This window comes from Polaribacter sp. IC073, assembly GCF_007997075.1.
GTDB lineage: Bacteria > Bacteroidota > Bacteroidia > Flavobacteriales > Flavobacteriaceae > Polaribacter.
The window spans coordinates 247,528-265,248 of the sequence record NZ_VORS01000001.1 but is presented as its reverse complement, the minus strand read 5'-3'; the positions used below and the strand labels follow the sequence as shown (position 1 = coordinate 265,248).

General features: G+C 31.4%; 21 protein-coding genes and 1 tRNA gene. 10 read left to right on the top strand and 12 right to left on the bottom strand.

The window, feature by feature from the left end:
• Positions 1–3: 3 nt before the first annotated feature.
• The gene (locus tag ES045_RS01120; protein WP_147111069.1) at positions 4–1,650 is read right to left on the bottom strand and encodes a solute:sodium symporter family transporter; all 1,647 of its coding nucleotides are present in this window, start codon (positions 1,648–1,650) and stop codon (positions 4–6) included.
• Between the two features lie 164 nt (positions 1,651–1,814).
• Positions 1,815–1,896, bottom strand: a tRNA-Leu gene (locus ES045_RS01115).
• Between the two features lie 125 nt (positions 1,897–2,021).
• Here ES045_RS01115 and ES045_RS01110 point away from each other — a divergent pair.
• The 3 genes from ES045_RS01110 (at position 2,022) to pth (ending at position 4,277) form a co-directional block, all read left to right on the top strand.
• Positions 2,022–2,963 carry a ribose-phosphate pyrophosphokinase gene (locus tag ES045_RS01110; protein WP_147111066.1) on the top strand — a complete coding sequence of 314 codons (942 nt, stop codon included), beginning with the start codon at positions 2,022–2,024 and terminating at the stop codon, positions 2,961–2,963.
• Positions 2,964–2,983: 20 nt separating this feature from the next.
• Complete coding sequence (locus ES045_RS01105) at positions 2,984–3,583, top strand: 50S ribosomal protein L25/general stress protein Ctc (RefSeq protein WP_147111063.1); 600 nt, start codon at positions 2,984–2,986, stop codon at positions 3,581–3,583.
• Positions 3,584–3,647: 64 nt separating this feature from the next.
• Positions 3,648–4,277 carry an aminoacyl-tRNA hydrolase gene (pth, locus tag ES045_RS01100; RefSeq protein WP_223267149.1) on the top strand — a complete coding sequence of 210 codons (630 nt, stop codon included), beginning with the start codon at positions 3,648–3,650 and terminating at the stop codon, positions 4,275–4,277.
• Positions 4,278–4,406: 129 nt separating this feature from the next.
• On the opposite strand, the gene ES045_RS01095 is transcribed toward pth, so the two are convergent.
• The 8 genes from ES045_RS01095 to lysM all read right to left on the bottom strand — a co-directional run bounded on the left by ES045_RS01095 (position 4,407) and on the right by lysM (position 11,105).
• Positions 4,407–4,856 carry a 6-pyruvoyl trahydropterin synthase family protein gene (locus tag ES045_RS01095; protein WP_147111060.1) on the bottom strand — a complete coding sequence of 150 codons (450 nt, stop codon included), beginning with the start codon at positions 4,854–4,856 and terminating at the stop codon, positions 4,407–4,409.
• A gap of 177 nt (positions 4,857–5,033) precedes the next feature.
• Positions 5,034–6,533 (bottom strand): GH3 auxin-responsive promoter family protein, encoded by a 1,500-nt coding sequence (locus ES045_RS01090; RefSeq protein WP_147111057.1) that lies wholly within the window; start codon positions 6,531–6,533, stop codon positions 5,034–5,036.
• Positions 6,533–7,399: a M23 family metallopeptidase gene (locus ES045_RS01085; RefSeq protein ID WP_147111054.1), complete on the bottom strand. Its 867-nt coding sequence runs from the start codon at positions 7,397–7,399 to the stop codon at positions 6,533–6,535. The genes ES045_RS01090 and ES045_RS01085 overlap by 1 nt, the downstream gene beginning before the upstream one ends.
• A 47-nt stretch (positions 7,400–7,446) precedes the next feature.
• Positions 7,447–8,028: a nicotinate (nicotinamide) nucleotide adenylyltransferase gene (gene nadD, locus ES045_RS01080; RefSeq protein WP_147111051.1), complete on the bottom strand. Its 582-nt coding sequence runs from the start codon at positions 8,026–8,028 to the stop codon at positions 7,447–7,449.
• Between the two features lie 10 nt (positions 8,029–8,038).
• Positions 8,039–8,641 carry a guanylate kinase gene (gene gmk / locus ES045_RS01075; RefSeq protein ID WP_147111048.1) on the bottom strand — a complete coding sequence of 201 codons (603 nt, stop codon included), beginning with the start codon at positions 8,639–8,641 and terminating at the stop codon, positions 8,039–8,041.
• Positions 8,642–8,715: 74 nt separating this feature from the next.
• Positions 8,716–9,570: a YicC family protein gene (locus ES045_RS01070; RefSeq protein ID WP_147112084.1), complete on the bottom strand. Its 855-nt coding sequence runs from the start codon at positions 9,568–9,570 to the stop codon at positions 8,716–8,718.
• Positions 9,571–9,616: 46 nt separating this feature from the next.
• A complete protein-coding gene (locus tag ES045_RS01065; RefSeq protein ID WP_147111046.1) occupies positions 9,617–10,513 on the bottom strand; it encodes a DMT family transporter in 897 nt (298 codons plus the stop codon).
• A 121-nt stretch (positions 10,514–10,634) separates the two neighbouring features.
• Entirely contained in the window at positions 10,635–11,105 is a 471-nt protein-coding gene (gene lysM, locus ES045_RS01060) for a peptidoglycan-binding protein LysM (RefSeq protein WP_147111043.1), read from the bottom strand.
• Between the two features lie 84 nt (positions 11,106–11,189).
• Between lysM and upp the strand changes: the two genes are divergently transcribed.
• Positions 11,190–11,843, top strand: coding sequence for a uracil phosphoribosyltransferase (upp, locus tag ES045_RS01055; RefSeq protein ID WP_147111041.1), 654 nt, complete (start codon positions 11,190–11,192; stop codon positions 11,841–11,843).
• Here the strand turns inward: upp and ES045_RS16525 are convergent.
• Positions 11,838–12,767 carry a DUF6427 family protein gene (locus ES045_RS16525; RefSeq protein ID WP_223267148.1) on the bottom strand — a complete coding sequence of 310 codons (930 nt, stop codon included), beginning with the start codon at positions 12,765–12,767 and terminating at the stop codon, positions 11,838–11,840. The two genes, upp and ES045_RS16525, sit on opposite strands and share 6 nt — an antisense overlap.
• Before the next feature lie 42 nt (positions 12,768–12,809).
• On the opposite strand from ES045_RS16525, the gene ES045_RS01045 reads away from it, so the two are divergent.
• From ES045_RS01045 to ES045_RS01035, 3 genes are all read left to right on the top strand, one after another.
• Complete coding sequence (locus ES045_RS01045) at positions 12,810–13,031, top strand: DUF6341 family protein (RefSeq protein WP_147111038.1); 222 nt, start codon at positions 12,810–12,812, stop codon at positions 13,029–13,031.
• Between the two features lie 9 nt (positions 13,032–13,040).
• Complete coding sequence (trmB, locus tag ES045_RS01040) at positions 13,041–13,712, top strand: tRNA (guanosine(46)-N7)-methyltransferase TrmB (RefSeq protein ID WP_147111035.1); 672 nt, start codon at positions 13,041–13,043, stop codon at positions 13,710–13,712.
• Positions 13,713–13,955: 243 nt separating this feature from the next.
• Positions 13,956–14,285: an MGMT family protein gene (locus ES045_RS01035; protein ID WP_147111033.1), complete on the top strand. Its 330-nt coding sequence runs from the start codon at positions 13,956–13,958 to the stop codon at positions 14,283–14,285.
• A 72-nt stretch (positions 14,286–14,357) separates the two neighbouring features.
• Here the strand turns inward: ES045_RS01035 and ES045_RS01030 are convergent, their stop codons facing one another.
• Positions 14,358–14,846, bottom strand: coding sequence for a hypothetical protein (locus ES045_RS01030; protein ID WP_147111030.1), 489 nt, complete (start codon positions 14,844–14,846; stop codon positions 14,358–14,360).
• Between the two features lie 181 nt (positions 14,847–15,027).
• Here ES045_RS01030 and ES045_RS01025 point away from each other — a divergent pair, with 181 nt between their 5' ends.
• The 3 genes from ES045_RS01025 (at position 15,028) to ES045_RS01015 (ending at position 17,715) form a co-directional block, all read left to right on the top strand.
• Positions 15,028–16,161 (top strand): Mrp/NBP35 family ATP-binding protein, encoded by a 1,134-nt coding sequence (locus tag ES045_RS01025; RefSeq protein WP_147111027.1) that lies wholly within the window; start codon positions 15,028–15,030, stop codon positions 16,159–16,161.
• Between the two features lie 9 nt (positions 16,162–16,170).
• Positions 16,171–16,407, top strand: coding sequence for a NifU family protein (locus ES045_RS01020; RefSeq protein ID WP_147111024.1), 237 nt, complete (start codon positions 16,171–16,173; stop codon positions 16,405–16,407).
• Positions 16,408–16,659: 252 nt separating this feature from the next.
• The gene (locus ES045_RS01015) at positions 16,660–17,715 is read left to right on the top strand and encodes an NAD(P)/FAD-dependent oxidoreductase (RefSeq protein WP_147111021.1); all 1,056 of its coding nucleotides are present in this window, start codon (positions 16,660–16,662) and stop codon (positions 17,713–17,715) included.
• The last annotated feature ends 6 nt before the right edge of the window (positions 17,716–17,721 follow it).

Below are 17,721 nucleotides of genomic sequence, written 5' to 3'. Positions count from 1 at the left end.
GGTTTATGCAAAATAAATATACACACCAATTACAATCACACAAATAGCAATACCTACTTGTTTTGTGTATGCCCAAGGTGTAATATCTACTTGTTTTGTGTATTCTTGTACAAATGGCTCTTTTCTCGGAGCTATTTTACCAATGATTAACATGATAATTACGTTTAAAGCAAACAAAATAGCCATCACATCTAAAAAGTGAGGATAGGCTTGTGCTTCAATTAAAGCAAGTTCTGCAATATCTGTAATATTAGACTCTGCTGCAGTATTCATTGCTTTTTGAACAAAATAAGGTTGTAAAATAAACTGACTCAATATATACAACAAACAACCAGAAACAAGTCCGACTTTTGCTGCAATTGCAGGAACCCATTTAGTTAAGTAACCCACAATAATAATGGTTAAAATAGGGATGCTGTAAATTCCGTTAATTTCTTGCAAATAATCAAATAAACTACCCGCATTCGCAATTAAAGGAGCAATAAACATGGCAGCGATTGCTAATATTACTCCAAATGTTTTTCCATATTTAACAACTGTTTTTTCACTAGCTTCTTTGTTGATGTGTTGTTTGTAAATATCAATACCAAATAAAGTAACAGAACTATTTAAAACACTATTAAAAGAACTTAAGATTGCGCCAAATAAAACGGCTGCAAAGAAACCAACCCAAGCACTTGGCAGTACTTTTTTAACCAACATTGGATAGGCGCTATCTGCCGATTCTAAATTCCCTTGAAATAAATGAAATGCAATTAAACCTGGTAGAACCACAATAATTGGACCTAATATTTTAATAAAAGAGGCTAATAATAATCCTTTCTGACCTTCTTTTAAATTTTTTGCACCTAACGCTCTTTGTATAATTTGCTGATTGGTTCCCCAATAAAATAATTGTACCAACATCATACCTGTAAAAATGGTATAAAAAGGAACAGGATCTGTTGGGCCACCCATCGATTTAAACTTCTCTGGATGTTCTGTTGTTAAGGTTGATAAACCATCTAAGATATTACCATCACCAATCATCATTAATCCAAAAACAGGAATTAAAATTCCACCAATTAAAAGTCCGATTGCGTTTATAGAATCTGAAACGGCAACAGCTTTTAATCCGCCAAAAACGGCGTAAATAGAACCGATAATTCCAATTCCCCAAACACATATCCAAATAGATTGAGTGTGCGTAACACCTAGTAACGTTGGTATATCGAACATACCACTAATAGCTAAAGAACCAGAATATAAAATTACAGGAAGTAGCACAACAACATAACCAGAAAGAAATAAAACGGATGTTAATGTCTTTGTAGTAACATCAAATCTTTTTGCTAAAAAACCAGGCACGGTTGTTAAACCACCTTTTAAGTACCTTGGTAATAAAAACATTGCCGTTACCACCATTGCAATTGCTGCTAAAGTTTCCCAAACCATTACAGACAATCCGCTTTGATAAGCAGCGCCATTTAAACCAACAATTTGCTCTGTAGATAAGTTGGTTAATAATAATGACCCAGCGATTACACCTGCGGTTAAACTTCTTCCTCCTAAGAAATATCCATCAGATGAAGATTCTTCTGTTTTACGCGTTTTTAAATACGCTATGATAGCTACTAGAGCTGTAAATCCTATAAATGTTAAAAATTGCATACTTGATTATTTGTGATTTTTAAAAGATTTAAATATACGTTAGAATTACCAAACAAGGGATACTACTTAAAACAAAATCAGAAAACATTTAAGGTGTCTTGTATAGCATAGATGCTTAAAAATGAAAAACCCTATTAATTGTTAAATTAATAGGTTTTTTTTTGTACTCAAGGCGGGAATCGAACCCGCACTTCCGAAAAAACTGGATTTTGAATCCAGCGCGTCTACCAATTCCGCCACTTGAGCAATTATTTAATAGGACTGCAAATATATTAAATTATTTTATTTTAAAGTCTATAAATTAATTCGAAACTAAATAAATAATTTCTACTTTTGTTGCTACACAACAACACAACATAAATTATATCTAAATGCCTACAAATCAATTAGCACCAAAACTTTTTGCCTGCAGACAAAGCACCGTTTTGGCAGAAAAAATTGCAAAAGAGTACAACACATCTTTAGGAAAAGTGAAAACAACCTATTTTAGTGATGGAGAATTTCAACCAGCTTTTGAAGAATCTGTAAGAGGAAGACGTGTTTTTATTATTGGGTCTACATTTCCGAATGCAGACAATTTAATGGAAATGCTTTTAATGTTAGATGCAGCTAAAAGAGCATCTGCAAGACACATTACAGCAGTTATGCCATACTTTGGTTGGGCAAGACAAGATAGAAAAGATCAACCAAGAGTTGCTATTGGTGCAAAATTAGTTGCAAACCTATTACAATCTGCAGGTGCAACTAGAATTATGACGATGGATTTGCATGCAGATCAAATTCAAGGATTCTTCGAGAAGCCAGTAGATCATTTATTTGCTTCAACTATTTTTATGCCCTATATAAAAAGTTTAAAGTTAGACAATTTAACAATTGCATCACCAGATATGGGAGGTTCTAAAAGAGCATATGCATATTCTAAGCACTTACATTGCGATGTTGTAATTTGTTACAAACAACGTAAAAAAGCCAATGTAATTTCTCACATGGAGTTAATTGGAGATGTGAAAGGGAAAAATGTAATTCTTGTAGATGATATGATAGATACAGGAGGAACTTTAGCACATGCCGCAAATTTAATGATGGAAAGAGGTGCTTTAAGTGTTCGTGCAATTTGTACACACCCAATACTTTCTGGAGAAGCTTATGATAAAATAGAAAAGTCTGGTTTAACAGAGTTAATTGTTTCAGATACAATTCCTTTAAAGAAAGAGACTTCTAAAATAAAAGTTGTATCTTGCGCGCCATTATTTGCTGATGTTATGCATAAAGTGCAAGACAATACTTCAATTAGTGGACAATTTTTAATGTAAATAAATAATAAAACAAAGTAATGAAATCAATTACAATTAAAGGATCAAAAAGAGAAAGCGTAGGTAAAGTAGCAACGAAAGCCTTACGTAATGCTGGTATGGTTCCTTGCGTTATATACGGAGGAGATAAGCCTATGCATTTTTCAGCGGAAGAATTAGCATTTAGACATTTGGTGTACACTCCAAACGTATATACTGCAATAATTGATGTTGATGGAGAAAAAACAGCTGCAATCTTAAAAGATATTCAGTATCACCCAGTAACAGATAGAATCATACATGCAGATTTTTATCAGTTATTTGATGATAAAGAAATTACAATGAAGATTCCTGTTAAATTAAAAGGGACATCACCAGGAGTTTTAAATGGAGGTTCTTTACGTTTTACAAACCGTAAATTAAGTATAAAGGCTTTACCTGCTAACTTACCAGATTCTGTAACTGCAGATATTTCAAAACTAAGAGTTGGAGCAAAGTTACTTGTTTCTTCATTATCTAGTGATGCTTATACTTTTATGCACCCAGATAATACTGTTGTCGTACAAGTAAGAACGTCTCGTAATGCAACTGCAGATGACGGCGAAGAAGAAGAAGAAACTACAGAAGCTGCTGCAGAATAATTTTTTTTAAAATAGAATTTATAAAAAGCGTTACATGTTGTAACGCTTTTTTTATTTTTGTAAAATGAGGTTTAAAAATTTATTTTTTAAATTATTAAGAATTAAAGTTGAAGCGAAAGAAGAATTGATGAAAAAGTTTTTAATTATTGGTTTAGGAAATATTGGTGCTACATACACGAATACACGCCATAATATTGGTTTTAAGATTGTTGATGAGGTTGCAGAAGAACACAAAGCAACTTTTGAAACAGAAAAATTAGGAGATGTTGCTACTTTTAGATTAAAAGGAAGAACTTTTATCCTTTTAAAACCAAGTACATTTATGAATTTAAGCGGTAAAGCTGTAAAATATTGGATGGATAAAGAAAATATATCTGTAGAAAATATTTTAGTAGTTACAGATGATGTGCATATAGACTTTGGTACAATACGTGTAAAAGCCAAAGGTTCTGCTGGCGGACACAATGGCTTAAAAGATATTCAAGAGGTATTAAACACTCAAGAATACGCTCGTTTTAGATTTGGTGTTGGTGCAAATTATCCCAAAGGAAGACAAGCAGATTTTGTTCTTGGAGAATGGAGTAAAGAAGAAACTAGCCAGTTAATTGAGCGCTTACCGCTTTCATCAAAAATTATTACCTCATTTGGTACTGCAGGTTTAGCAAATACAATGAATGAATTTAATGGTAAATAATTACTTTATACCCAAAATTTTCTTAAAACTTTTTACCTCACACGTATAGAATCTTTTAAATTTTAGTAGGAGTTCTTTCATTTTTAGTATTTACTTATTAGTAGGTAAATACTAAAATATGTTACAAAATTAGTTCTCACTAGCATACCATTCGGCAAAACTAGAGTCTGTTTCTTGTAATTTCATCGAATGTAATTTGATGTTGTTTGGTAATCTACGCTTAATTTTCTTTGCAAAATCAATCACCATCATTTCACTAGTTGGCTGGTAATCTACCAATAATACATGATGATCTCTATCCATTAACTCTTTTGCAAGCTCAACATGTGGTGTGTTTTTATTGAAAACTGTTGCGTGGTCGAAAATATCTACAATTTCTTCGTTCACAATTTTCTTTAGGTCACTAAAATCTATGACCATTCCAAATTTTACATTGGCATTGTCTGTAATTGGTTTTCCAGAAACTGTTACAGAAAGTTTGTAAGAATGTCCGTGAACATTTTTACATTTTCCATCATAACCGTATAAAGCATGACCCGTTTCAAAATTGAATTGTTTTGTGATTCTAATTGTACTCATTTGTGTTTTTATTGATGTTTGAAATCACTTTTAAAATGTGTTTTTAAAGCGACTCTGCGTATTATTTTTGGTAAAATGTTAACGACGTTTGTTTCTGTATTTGTTGTAAAAGTAAACAATAACCAATCCTATTGCTAAAACTAAAAATAAATAATCTCCCATTTTGTGTATCTCTTGTTATTCTTCAATTAAAAAATTATCTAAAACGTCTGCGATTTTTCTATTATCAGACAGTTGCGGAATTTTATTTTGTCCGCCAAATTTACCAATAGATTTCATGTATTCATGAAAGCCACCTTTTTTTACTTTTCTAATTACTAAAGGACGTAATATTTTTCCTTCAATCAAATCGAAATAATAAATATTCTGTTCTTGCATAGAACCATCTACTTTTTGTGCAAATTCTTCCATGTTTTTAGGCTCATTTTCAAACTCTATAAACCATTCATGATAAGGCAAACCATCGGTTGCATTTACTTGTGGCGCAACTGTAAATTCGCTAATATTAATGGGTGTTCCTTTTATAGCATCATTCAAAGCCTTTTCTACTTCTTTACCAATAACGTGTTCGCCAAAGGCAGAAATAAAATGTTTAATTCTTCCTGTAACCTTTATTCTATAAGGTTTTGTTGAAGTAAACTCTACAGTGTCACCAATATTATACCCCCAAAGACCCGCAGTTGTGTTTAAAATAATCACGTAATTCACACCAATTTTTACATCTCTTAGAGAGATTCTTGTTGGGTTTTCTTCAAAAAATTCACTGGCAGGAATAAATTCATAGAAAATTCCAGAATCTAATTGCAGCAACATTCCTTTTTCGGTTTGTGAGTCTTGATACGCAATAAACCCTTCTGAGGCAGGATATAATTCGATATAATCTATCTTTTTGCCAATTAAACTCTCAAACTTATTTTTATAAGGTTCAAAATTTACGCCACCATAAATAAAGAAATTAAAATTTTGGAATAATTCTGAAACCGATTTACCCGTTTTTTCAATCAGTTTTTCGAAATACATTTGTACCCAAGAAGGTATTCCGCTAATTACAGACATGTCTTCGTTTACGGTCTCTTCTACAATTGCATTTACTTTTGTATCCCAATCTTCAATACAATTGGTTTCCCAACTTGGTAATCTATTTTTCAATAAATAATTAGGTACGTAATGTGCTGCAATGCCGCTTAACCTTCCTAATTTAACGCCATTTTTATCTTCTAAAACAGGGCTCCCTTGTAAGAAGATCATTTTTCCATCAACAAAACTCGCATCATTTTTTTCAACAATATAAAACAACATGGCATTTCTTGCTGCTTTAATATGCGTTGGCATAGACTCTTTGGTAATTGGTATGTACTTTGCACCCGAAGTTGTACCCGAAGTTTTAGCAAAATACAGTGGCTTCCCTGTCCAGAGAACATCAGCTTCTCCGGCTACAACTCTATCTACATATTTTCTTAAACCTTCGTAATCTGTTACTTTTACTTGTTTTTTAAAATCTTCATAAGTAGCAATATCTTCGAAATTATGATCTTTTCCAAAAGCTGTTTTACTTCCTTTAGATATTAAATTTTTAAAGACTTTTTCTTGTGTTTCATGCGGGTTATTAGCCCATTTAAAGACTTTTTTAGTTGCAATTTTAGCAAACGGAATGGCAAAAAAAGATTTGATACTCATTATTTAAAGTCTATAAAATTTGTTGGGTTTACGGCATAACCGCCTTTCCAAAGTTCGAAATGTAAATGCGGTCCTGTAGAAAGTTCTCCTGTAGAACCCACACTAGCAATTACTTCGCCAGATTTCACAAAATCACCTTGTTGTTTTAGTAAGTTTCCGTTGTGTTTATACACAGAAATATAATCTTTATTATGTTTTAGAAGAATGGTATAACCAGTTTCTGCGCTCCAACCAGAGAAAATAACAGTGCCGTCTGCGGCAGCTTTAATTGGTGTGCCTGTTTTTGCAACAATATCTATCGCAAAATGTTTAGAATTCACATCGAAATCTTGAGAGATATTACCTGTCAGAGGAGCAAAAAACACAATTTTCACGTTACTTTTAGAATTGTTTAAAATAGCAAAACGAGTTTCTCTGTCTACTTTTTCTCGAAACAAAGAATCTTCTTTAGTAGGGTTTAATTCACTTTCTTCTAATACAGATTGTCTTGCTTCTATTTGAAGAGAATCTACTTCTTCGGAAGTTATCTCACCTGTAAGAACCGGTCTTAGTGCTTTTGTGTAATTTTCTAGAATTGCTAACTTTTGCTTTAAAGAATCTGCTTCGAATGTTAAGTTAATAGCAGCTGCTTTTAATTTCGAAGAAGAATAACCAGGAATGTACTCTTTAATGGGGGTAAATGCAATGATAACGGTAGTTATGGCAACTAATAAAATAGAGAAAACACCTCCCAAAACAAAGACGTTTAATCTAGATAGTTTTAATGAAAAACGCTCTTCGAATGTATCTTCGTTTAATACAACCAACCTGTACTTGTCAGTTAGTTTTTGTTTAAATTTGCCTTTTTTTTGATCGTTTTTTGCCAAAATAATTGTTTGAATATTTACAAATATACAACGAATTTTAAGTGAAGTTATTTCCTATAAAAATTCATTTGGTCTATATAGTTCCAAACTTCTTTTGTTAACATAGGTTTCACGTTTTTACCGTCTTTAATTCCGTTTCTTATCATCGTAGAAGAAATTTGTACAATGGGTGCTGCTACTCTGTGAATTTTAGGATGATCATCAAATTGTGTTTCTATTTTTCCTTCAGAAATTCTTGGATAAACATAAATATGATGGTGTTCTAAAATGGTTTCAAAATTTTTCCATTTATGAAAACTTTTCAAATTGTCTTCGCCCATAATCAAACAAAACTCTTTGTCTTTATAAAGCTCAGAAATATGAGCTAATGTATAAACAGTGTAGTTGGGTTGCGGTAATTTAAACTCAATATCAGAAGGTTTTATATTTAGATAATCTTCTGTTGCTTTGTAAACCAATTCTAAACGATGATGGTTGTCTAGCAATGAGTTTTTCTTTTTAAACGGATTATGAGGCGTTACAACCATCCAGATTTCATCTAAATCTGAATTTTCTACCATGTGATTGGCAATAATTAAATGTCCAATATGAATTGGATTAAAGGTGCCAAAATATAAACCGATTTTCATTTTTTTGCTTTTAGCTGTTTGTTTTTGGCTCTTTTTCTAATTCCAAAAACGCACTCATTAATTCTTCTGCTTCTTCTAGAGCAACATGTAAATCGTAATTTTTAATGATTTTATCAAATTGAGGTGCTGTAGCTAATTCTACAGAAGCTTTTGCAATGCGCATATTTATTTTTTCTTCACTTTCTGTTTTACGCTTTTTTAAACGGATTTTTAATTCATCTACACTTGGTGGTTTTACAAAAACAGATAAGGTTTCGTTAGGAAACTTCTTTTTAATTCTTAAGCCACCAACAACATCAATATCAAAAATAACGTGTTTTTTTAATGCCCAAATACGTTCTACCTCACTTTTTAAAGTTCCGTAGAAATTATCTCTGTAAACTTCTTCCCACTCTAAAAACTCATCACTTTTAATTTTATTTTTAAAATCTTTTAGGTCGATAAAATAATAATCTTCACCATCTTTTTCAAAACCTCTAGGTTCTCTAGACGTTGCAGAAATAGAAAACTCTAAATTAAATTTTTTTTGTTTTAATAAATGACGAACAATGGTGGTTTTTCCTGAGCCAGAAGGTGCTGAAAACACAAATAGTTTTCCTTTAAAATCTTTCATTTTCTAAAATTATGATTTCTAAATTTCACTCTAAAAGACAGAAAGGAATGTCTAATAAAATAGTATTGAAATTTTTATAATACGTTTAATATTTGTTCTTTAATCTGTTCTAGCTCGTTTTTCATTTGAATAACTGCTTTTTGCATTGGTGCATAATTTGCTTTAGAACCTGTGGTGTTAATTTCACGGCCCATTTCTTGAACAATAAAACCTAATTTTTTACCATTAGAATCTTCTGAAGCCAATGTTTGTAAGAAATAATCTAAATGATTTGCCAAACGAACCTTCTCTTCATTAATATCTAATTTTTCTAGATAATAAATTAATTCCTGCTCAAAACGATTTTCGTCTGTATCTACTTTTAGATCATCAATAGCCTTTTTTAAACGCGTTTTTACGTTTTCTACTCTATCGTTATCTAGTGCTTTTACTTCTTCTAAATACGTATTAATGTTTGTAATTCTTTCTTTAAAATCGATCTCTAAAGAAGCCGCTTCATCAACTCTATATTGTACAATTTCTTTAATTGCAATGTCTATATTTTCATTGATAAGGTCCCATTCATTTTCATCTAATTCTTCTCTTTCTGTAGATAATGCATCTGGCATTCTTATAGCCATTTTCAGCAATTCAACATCATCGTTAGAAGCTAACAAAATGGTGTTTCTTAACTGTTCTATGTATTGTTTTACAACCGTTTTATTTACCGTTGTAGAAGTTTCGTCTGCCGTCATTTCTACGTAAATAGAAAAATCTACTTTTCCTCTTACCAAAGAGCTGGCTAACTTTTTACGAACAGCTAATTCCTTTTCTTTGTAATAAGAAGGAATTCGTACGTTTAAATCTAAATTTTTACTGTTTAAAGATTTAATTTCTATAGTTACTTTTTTGGTTGGCAATTGTAAAACTGCTTTTCCATAACCAGTCATAGATTGAATCATAAAATCATCATTTTAAATGAGTTGCAAATATAGTTTATTTGATAGGTTTTTTCACTTGTTTGGTTACTAAATAAACACCAAAAAAGATCAATAAAGTAGCACTAATTTTTACTAAGTTTAAAGAATCGCTACCAACAATTAAGGCATAAATAGAAGCAATTACTGGTTGTAAATAAATAAAAACACTAACTGTTGTAGGTTTTAATCTTGATAAACCATATAAATTACAAAGATAGGTTACACAAGAAGTAAAAATCATTACAAAACCTATGTTCCAGTAGATATTTGCTGGTATTTCTAGCCATACAACTTCTTTTAACTCGCTGTAGCCAAAGGGAATTACAAAAATTAATCCAAATAAATACAACCACTTTACAAATACAACAGGATGGTATTTGTTGATTAAATTTTTAGCCAAAACCAAATACATACCATAAGAAGCGGCATTTACAAAGACTAAAAAGTTACCCCAATTGCTATTGGTTGCTGTTCCGGTAGCAGAACTACCATAAGTAATTAATAAAATTGTACCAGCTAAACCAACAAAAACACCAATAATTCTTTGTTTACCTATTGCTTTTCTAGTTAAAATACTCGAAAATAGTAGCACCATAATTGGCGACATAACCATCATTACAGAAGCACTTATAGGAGTGGTTATGCTCAAGCCCTTAAAGAAAGTAAGCATGTTTAAGCCTACACCAAAAAAGGATGCTAATAAGATTTTTTTATAATCTTCTTTTTCTATCTTTTGCTGTTTTATGAATAAACCTAGCAACCAAAAAATAGTTGTTCCGCCAATAACTCTTAGAGAAATAAAGGCGTAAGGTTTTATGTAAGTAGGCATTACGTCTTTAGCGATGGTAAATGTTAAACCGTAGATTAAAGTTGCAACAGAAACGGCAATTAGTGCTAATGTTCTTTGATTCATTTTAAAATTGACTCTAAAAAATTAAAAGGCAAAGTTGATGATAAAATTTAAATTTTAAGCACAAAAAAAGAGCCTCAAATTAATTTTGAAACTCTTTTTACTTTGGTTGATTAACTTTTGGCTAGTCCACTAAAGGTGGAATTCTTAATACCTGACCAGGATAAATTTTATCTGGATGTGATAACATTGGTTTGTTGGCTTCGAAAATTACAGGGTATTTCATTGCATTACCATAATATTTTTTGGCAATTTTACCTAAAGTATCTCCACTTTCTACAGTATAAAACTGTGCTTTCTCTGCTTCTTCAATAATTTCTACTTCTTTTACAGACATCTTATCTTCTACAGAAGCAACACCTCTTGTGTTTCCTGCTACTAAGATTACTTTTTCTTTGGTTGCTAAATCTGCGGCTTCTCCCCAAATTTTTACAGCATCATCAGCTACTTCTATCGCCAAATCTGCAACGTGTAGATCTAATGATGTAATTGCATTTCTTAATTGATCAGATTTCTCTGCATTCTCTTCTTCTGTTGTTTTTCCAATACCGAAAACCTTGGCTCCAGCATTTTTAATGAATGAAAAAATTCCCATTTTTTTTGTTTTAAATGATTAATTAGTACAGCAATATACAAATTTTAAGGAATTATGCTACATTTGTTATTATATTTCTACAAAATGAAAATACACCATATCTCAGAAAACAATTCAATTTTAAATAAGTTTATAGCAGAAATTAGAGACGTTGCTATTCAAAAAGATTCTTTGCGTTTTCGTAGAAATATTGAAAGAATTGGCGAGATTCTAAGCTATGAATTAAGTAAAAACCTTTCTTATAAACCTATAGACGTTGTTACTCCTTTGGGAGAAAAGTCAATAGAAAAACCTACAAATGATATTGTTTTATGTTCTATATTAAGAGCTGGTTTACCTTTACATCAAGGTCTTTTAAATTATTTTGATGATGCAGAAAATGCTTTTATTTCTGCATATAGAACTCATCCAGTGAACAATACGGCATCTGAAATTGTTGTAGAATATTTTGCTTCACCATCTATAGCGAATAAAACGTTGTTATTGGCAGACCCAATGTTGGCTACAGGACAAAGTTTAGTGGCGGTTTACGAGGCAATTAAAAAATATGGTGCGCCAAAAGAATTGCATATTGTTGCTGTAATTGCAGCTAAAGAAGGTATCGATTTTATTAAACCCCACTTCCCCGAAAACACCCATTTATGGGTTGCTACAATAGATCCAGAATTAACCGACAAAGGGTATATTGTTCCTGGTTTAGGAGATGCTGGCGATTTAGCTTTCGGAAGTAAACTATAATAAAAAAGGAAAAATAAATGCACTTATAAAAAGAAGTGTAAAAACAATATTTTTAATTAAATTTTTATTTACAGTTTCAAGTCCGTTTGCCATAATAATTGCGGAAGGAAATAGAAAAAACAACAACTCTGTTCCGTTTTTATTAGGAACTAAAAACGCAAACAATAGCGTAATAACTAGGTTTATCATTAAGAGAATCCAGCTTTTCTTAAATGAATTATTTACAGACAAAGTTTTTGGTGACTTCAAAAATATTGAGATCACAGAAAATATTACAATCAATATAGATATCCAATAAATGCTCTTTTCTGAATAGTAAAAGAAACTATTAAAGTCTTCAAAATAAAAAAGATTGGTAAAAATATACAATTTATCAAACCAAAAACAATATGTAAAGTATAGAGTTATTGGAGTTAAAAAACCAACTATTGGTGCAATTAGGTTATTAACTATTATTTTTTGATGCAAAAAAATAGCGCTATAAATTAATACGGCAAACATTGCAGAAAAAGGTTCTAGTATGTATAAAATACTTAGCCAAAAACCACTGTCAAAAAGCTTTTGTAAGGGTTGTTTTTGAGATTTTAAGCTGTATATTTTTCTTAAAAAAAGAATGTATAATAGTAATACAACCAGTGTTTTAGGGTTTGTTACAATAGGTAAAAAATAACTTAATATAATCGTGAAAATAAAATAGGCATAAGAATTATCAAAGGTTAAATTATTTTTAGAAACAATAAAATTAAAAAAGAAGAAAATAACTAAATATAAACCTAGAGAACTCGCAATTTTCATTAATAGAGAAAGTTCAAAACTATGGTTTAAAAAAAGAGAAAAAGAAGAAAACAGAAACAAGCAAATGAATAACCCTAAAAGAATTATGAAATTGATTGGTTTAGATTTTCCTAAAAAGTTGGCTAGCATCGTTTCTTTTTGTTATTTTTGCAGCGTAAAGATAATTAAGTTATGATAGCAAGCAATATTTTTAGATGGATTGGTAGTTTATTTACAGATCTTTTATTCCTTCCTTTTGATTGGTTACGTTTAACCGTAGCGAATGCAGATTTAGGATGGTGGATTTCTAACGCAGTAAACTGGTTTTTTCTATTAGTTCTTTTAGTTTTATTTGCCTATTGGATGAGAGAATCTCGTCGTTTTGCAAAAGAAGGAACAGAAGACAGAGCTTAATTTTATACTTTGGGAAGCAAAAATAAACTAAAACGTTTCAAAGAAAATGAAACGTTCGAAAATGTCATTCAGCCAACAAGAGAAGAAGTAGTAACGGGTTTTTCTCATAAAGGTAAATGGCATTCTTTTTTTGGAAATAACAATCCTATCGTTGTAGAACTAGGTTGTGGTAAAGGTGAATATACAATTGCCTTGGCCAGAAAAAATCCGAATAAAAACTACGTAGGTATCGATATTAAAGGTGCTCGTTTTTGGCGTGGTGCAAAAACTGCTATCGAAGAAGATTTACCAAATGTTGCCTTTGTAAGAACCCAAATAGAGTTGGTTGATTTTATTTTTGCAGAAAATGAAGTTTCAGAAATTTGGATTACTTTTCCAGATCCTCAAATAAAATATCAGCGCACAAAACACAGAATGACAAACACCTCTTTTCTTAAAAAATACCATCATATTTTAAGTGAAGAAGGAATAATGAACTTAAAAACCGACAGCGAATTTATGCACGGTTACACTTTAGGTTTGTTGCATGGTGAAGGTCATGAAGTTTTATATGCAAATCATACGGTTTACAAAAATGAAGGCGCACCAAAAGAAGTAACAGAAACCCAGACTTTTTACGAAAATCAATATTTAGAAGTTAATAAACCAATTACGTATATTAAATTTCGTTTGAAATATTAATTTTAGTTGTTACATATGAAATCTTCTTTTCATCCTTTTTTGTATTGATGATAAAATAAACCAAAACTGATTTTAATTCTCTAAAATTTTGCATTTCACGCTATAATCTGTCCAGACCACTTCGTTTTTTTGGATACGAGCCATCCTACAAAACTTAAAAATTAGAAAACATTAATTTATAGAGGTAATTCCTATCTAATTTTAACGTTGTGAATCTTTGTGTAATAATTATATCTTCACGGCATGAAAGAATCAGACAATTTTTTTGCTAAAGTTTACAAAGTAGCACGCTTAATTCCCTACGGAAATGTAACAAGTTATGGTGCAATAGCTACGTATTTAGGGGCAGCAAAATCTGCAAGAATGGTTGGTTGGGCAATGAATAAAGCACACAGTTTAGAAGATATTCCTGCACACAGAGTTGTAAATAGAAAAGGTTTACTTACAGGAAAGCATCATTTCGAAGGCACAAATTTAATGCAACAATTACTAGAAAATGAAGGCATTGTTGTGATTGATAACCAAATTCAAGATTTTGAAAAAGTTTTTTGGAATCCTCTCGATACCTTATAACTATTTTTTTTAGAAATAAAAAAAACCTATCACGTGAATGATAGGTTTGTATTAAGAATGTTTTAATAAACTTTATTTTACGGGAGTAATGTCTTTAACTTTTATGAATTTACCAGACCAAGTTAAGCCTTCTAAATTAGATTCATAATAATATCTACTTCCTTTAACTCTAGATATTTTTGTGTTAAGAATAGTGCCTTCACCAAAAGGTAAGCCTTTTTTATTTATTTCTGTAATAATAAGATTGTATTCGCTTTTAGAAGTCCATTCTATTTTAGCTTTAACAAATTCATTATTAGGATAATACTCTGTGTAATAACCATCTTTAATTTCAACTAAAATATCTTTTTCTCCATTATCAAAAGTATATTTACCTTCGTTTAAAAGGGTGCTTTGTATTTTTTCTACGTTTTCATCATCTTCAGATATGTTAAACGTATCTAATCTGTTAATTTGTAAGTTTTGATTAGAGTAGTTAGCGGCTACTTCTTGAGAAATTAGGTTTTGAGAACTAAAAAATACTATTACTGCTAGACTAAAAGTTTTTACTACTTTTTTCATAATTAGGGGGGTTAAAAAGTTATAGGATAAATATAAGTACTTTAAGCCTTACTTTTTGTTAAACTATGTTAATAAATTACTAAGTTTAAAGTTTTTGGTTCTAAAAATGTTCCTTTTTTTTGGTTTTACTATCTGCTATCTAAGACGTATCTTTGCAATTAAGATTAAATAAAAATAAGACGTGAGTTTTAAAAAAGAAGATATATATAAGGCATTAGAAACCATAACTGCACCTGGTGAAGGAAAAAGTTTGGTAGAAAATAAGAACATAACAAACGTAGTTACTTTTGGTGATGAGGTTGAGATAGATGTTACAATTAGCAACCCAACTTTACAAGCCAAGAAGAAAATTGAAACGGAAGTTACCAAGGCCATCCATAAGAATGTTGGTGAGCAGATTGCTGTAAAAGTAAACGTAAAGGTAGAAAAGCCTGCTGTGAAAGAAAATCCGAATCAAATTCGTGGTAAGGAAATTCCGAATATTAAAAATATTATTGCAGTTGCATCTGGTAAAGGTGGTGTTGGTAAATCTACAATTACGGCAAATACGGCTATTTCTTTAGCAAAAATGGGATTTAGCGTTGGTATTTTAGATGCAGATGTTTACGGACCGTCACAACATATAATGTTCGACGTAGAAAAAGCAAAGCCACTTTCTGTGAATGTAGATGGGCGTTCTAAAATGAAACCCGTAGAAAACTATGGCGTAAAATTATTATCTTTAGGTTTCTTTACAGATCCAGGTCAAGCTGTAATTTGGCGTGGACCAATGGCATCTAAGGCATTAAATCAATTAATTTTTGATGCAGATTGGGGAGAATTAGATTTCTTGTTAATCGATTTACCTCCAGGAACCGGAGATGTGCATTTATCAATTGTGCAAGCCTTACCAATAAACGGAGCTGTTATTGTAAGTACACCTCAAAATATTGCCTTAGCAGATGCTAAAAAAGGAGTTGCAATGTTTCAGCAAGAAAACATTAATGTACCCGTTTTAGGAATCATAGAAAACATGGCGTATTTTACACCAGAAGAATTGCCAGACAATAAATATTATATATTTGGGCAAGATGGTGCAAAAAACTTAGCAGAAGATATTAAAACCAAGTTTTTAGGAGAAGTTCCTTTGGTGCAAAGTATTCGTGAATCGGGTGATATTGGGCATCCTGTAGCTTTACAAAAGGGCACTGTTTTAGAAAAGTCTTTTAATGATATTACAAAAGAAATGGTATCAGAATTATTAAAAAGAAACGCAAATTTACCACCAACAGAAGTTGTTAGAATTACAACAATGAGTGGTTGTAGCACAAAATAAGCTAGATTTATGACAGCACAAGAAACATTAGACAATGTAGAAAAAGCGTTAGATGAAATTCGTCCGTTTTTAATTAGCGATGGTGGTAATATTAAACTTTTATCAATAGAAGATAACGTTGTTAATGTTCAACTAGAAGGTGCGTGCAATGGTTGTTCAGTAAACCAAATGACTTTAAAAAATGGTGTAGAAGCAACCATTAAAAAGTACGCACCACAAATACAAGAAGTAATAAATGTTACTTAAACTGATAAAAGTCAGTTTTTAAACCTTTATAAAAATATATTTTTGGGCGTTCCCTAAAAAGGGCGGGCTTTTCGCACTCGCTTTTTTTACTTAAAAAAGTAAAAAAGAGCTCAAACAAGTGCTTCAATCCCTAACGCGCTCATCAACATAAAAAAATATTAGATTAGTATCATAGCGAGGAACGAAGCAATCTCTTTATAAATAGGTAGATTGCTTCGTTCCTTACAATGACGAAGTAAAAAAATTAAAAAAGTGATTACAACAGATATCTTAATTATAGGAGCAGGACCAACAGGTTTGTTCACCGTTTTTGAAGCAGGTTTATTAAAACTGCGTTGTCATTTAATAGATGCATTGCCGCAAGCTGGCGGACAATGTTCTGAGATTTATCCTAAGAAACCTATTTATGATATTCCGGCATATCCAGAAATTTTAGCAGGTGATTTAACCGATAAGTTACTGGAACAAATAAAACAATTTGAGCCAGGTTTTACGCTAGGTGAACGTGCAGAAACCATAGAAAAACAAGAAGACGAAACGTTTATTGTGACTACAAATAAAGGGACCAAACACCATGCAAAAGTGGTTGCAATTGCTGGCGGATTGGGGTCTTTCGAACCAAGAAAACCACCCATTCCTAACATTGCAAATTTCGAAGATAAAGGAGTTGAATATATTATTCGAGATCCAGAGTTTTACAGCGGTAAAAAAGTGGTTATTTCTGGTGGTGGAGATTCTGCCTTAGATTGGTCTATATTTTTAACAGACGTTGCTTCTTCCGTAACTTTAATACACAGAAGAAACGAATTTAGAGGTGCTTTAGATTCTGTAGATAAAGTACAAGAGTTAAAAGATGCTGGTAAAATTACCATGATTACACCAGCAGAAGTTGTTGGTATTGCAGGTACAGATAAAGTAGAAGGAGTTTCTGTAATTCAAAACGGAGGAGAACCTTTTATAATAGAAACAGATCATTTCATTCCACTTTTTGGTCTATCTCCAAAATTAGGACCAATAGGAAACTGGGGTTTAGAAATAGAGAAAAATGCAATTAAAGTAAACAATGCTTTAGATTACCAAACAAACATTCCAGGAATTTATGCTATTGGAGATGTAAACACGTATCCAGGGAAATTAAAATTAATTTTGTGCGGATTTCATGAAGCAACCTTAATGTGCCAAAGTGCGTACAAACGTATTTATCCAGATAAAAAATACGTAATGAAATACACTACTGTTGGTGGTGTAGATGGTTTTGACGGAACACGAAAAGAAGCGCCAAAAGCCGTTGTTAAAAAGATAGAGTAATTAAGT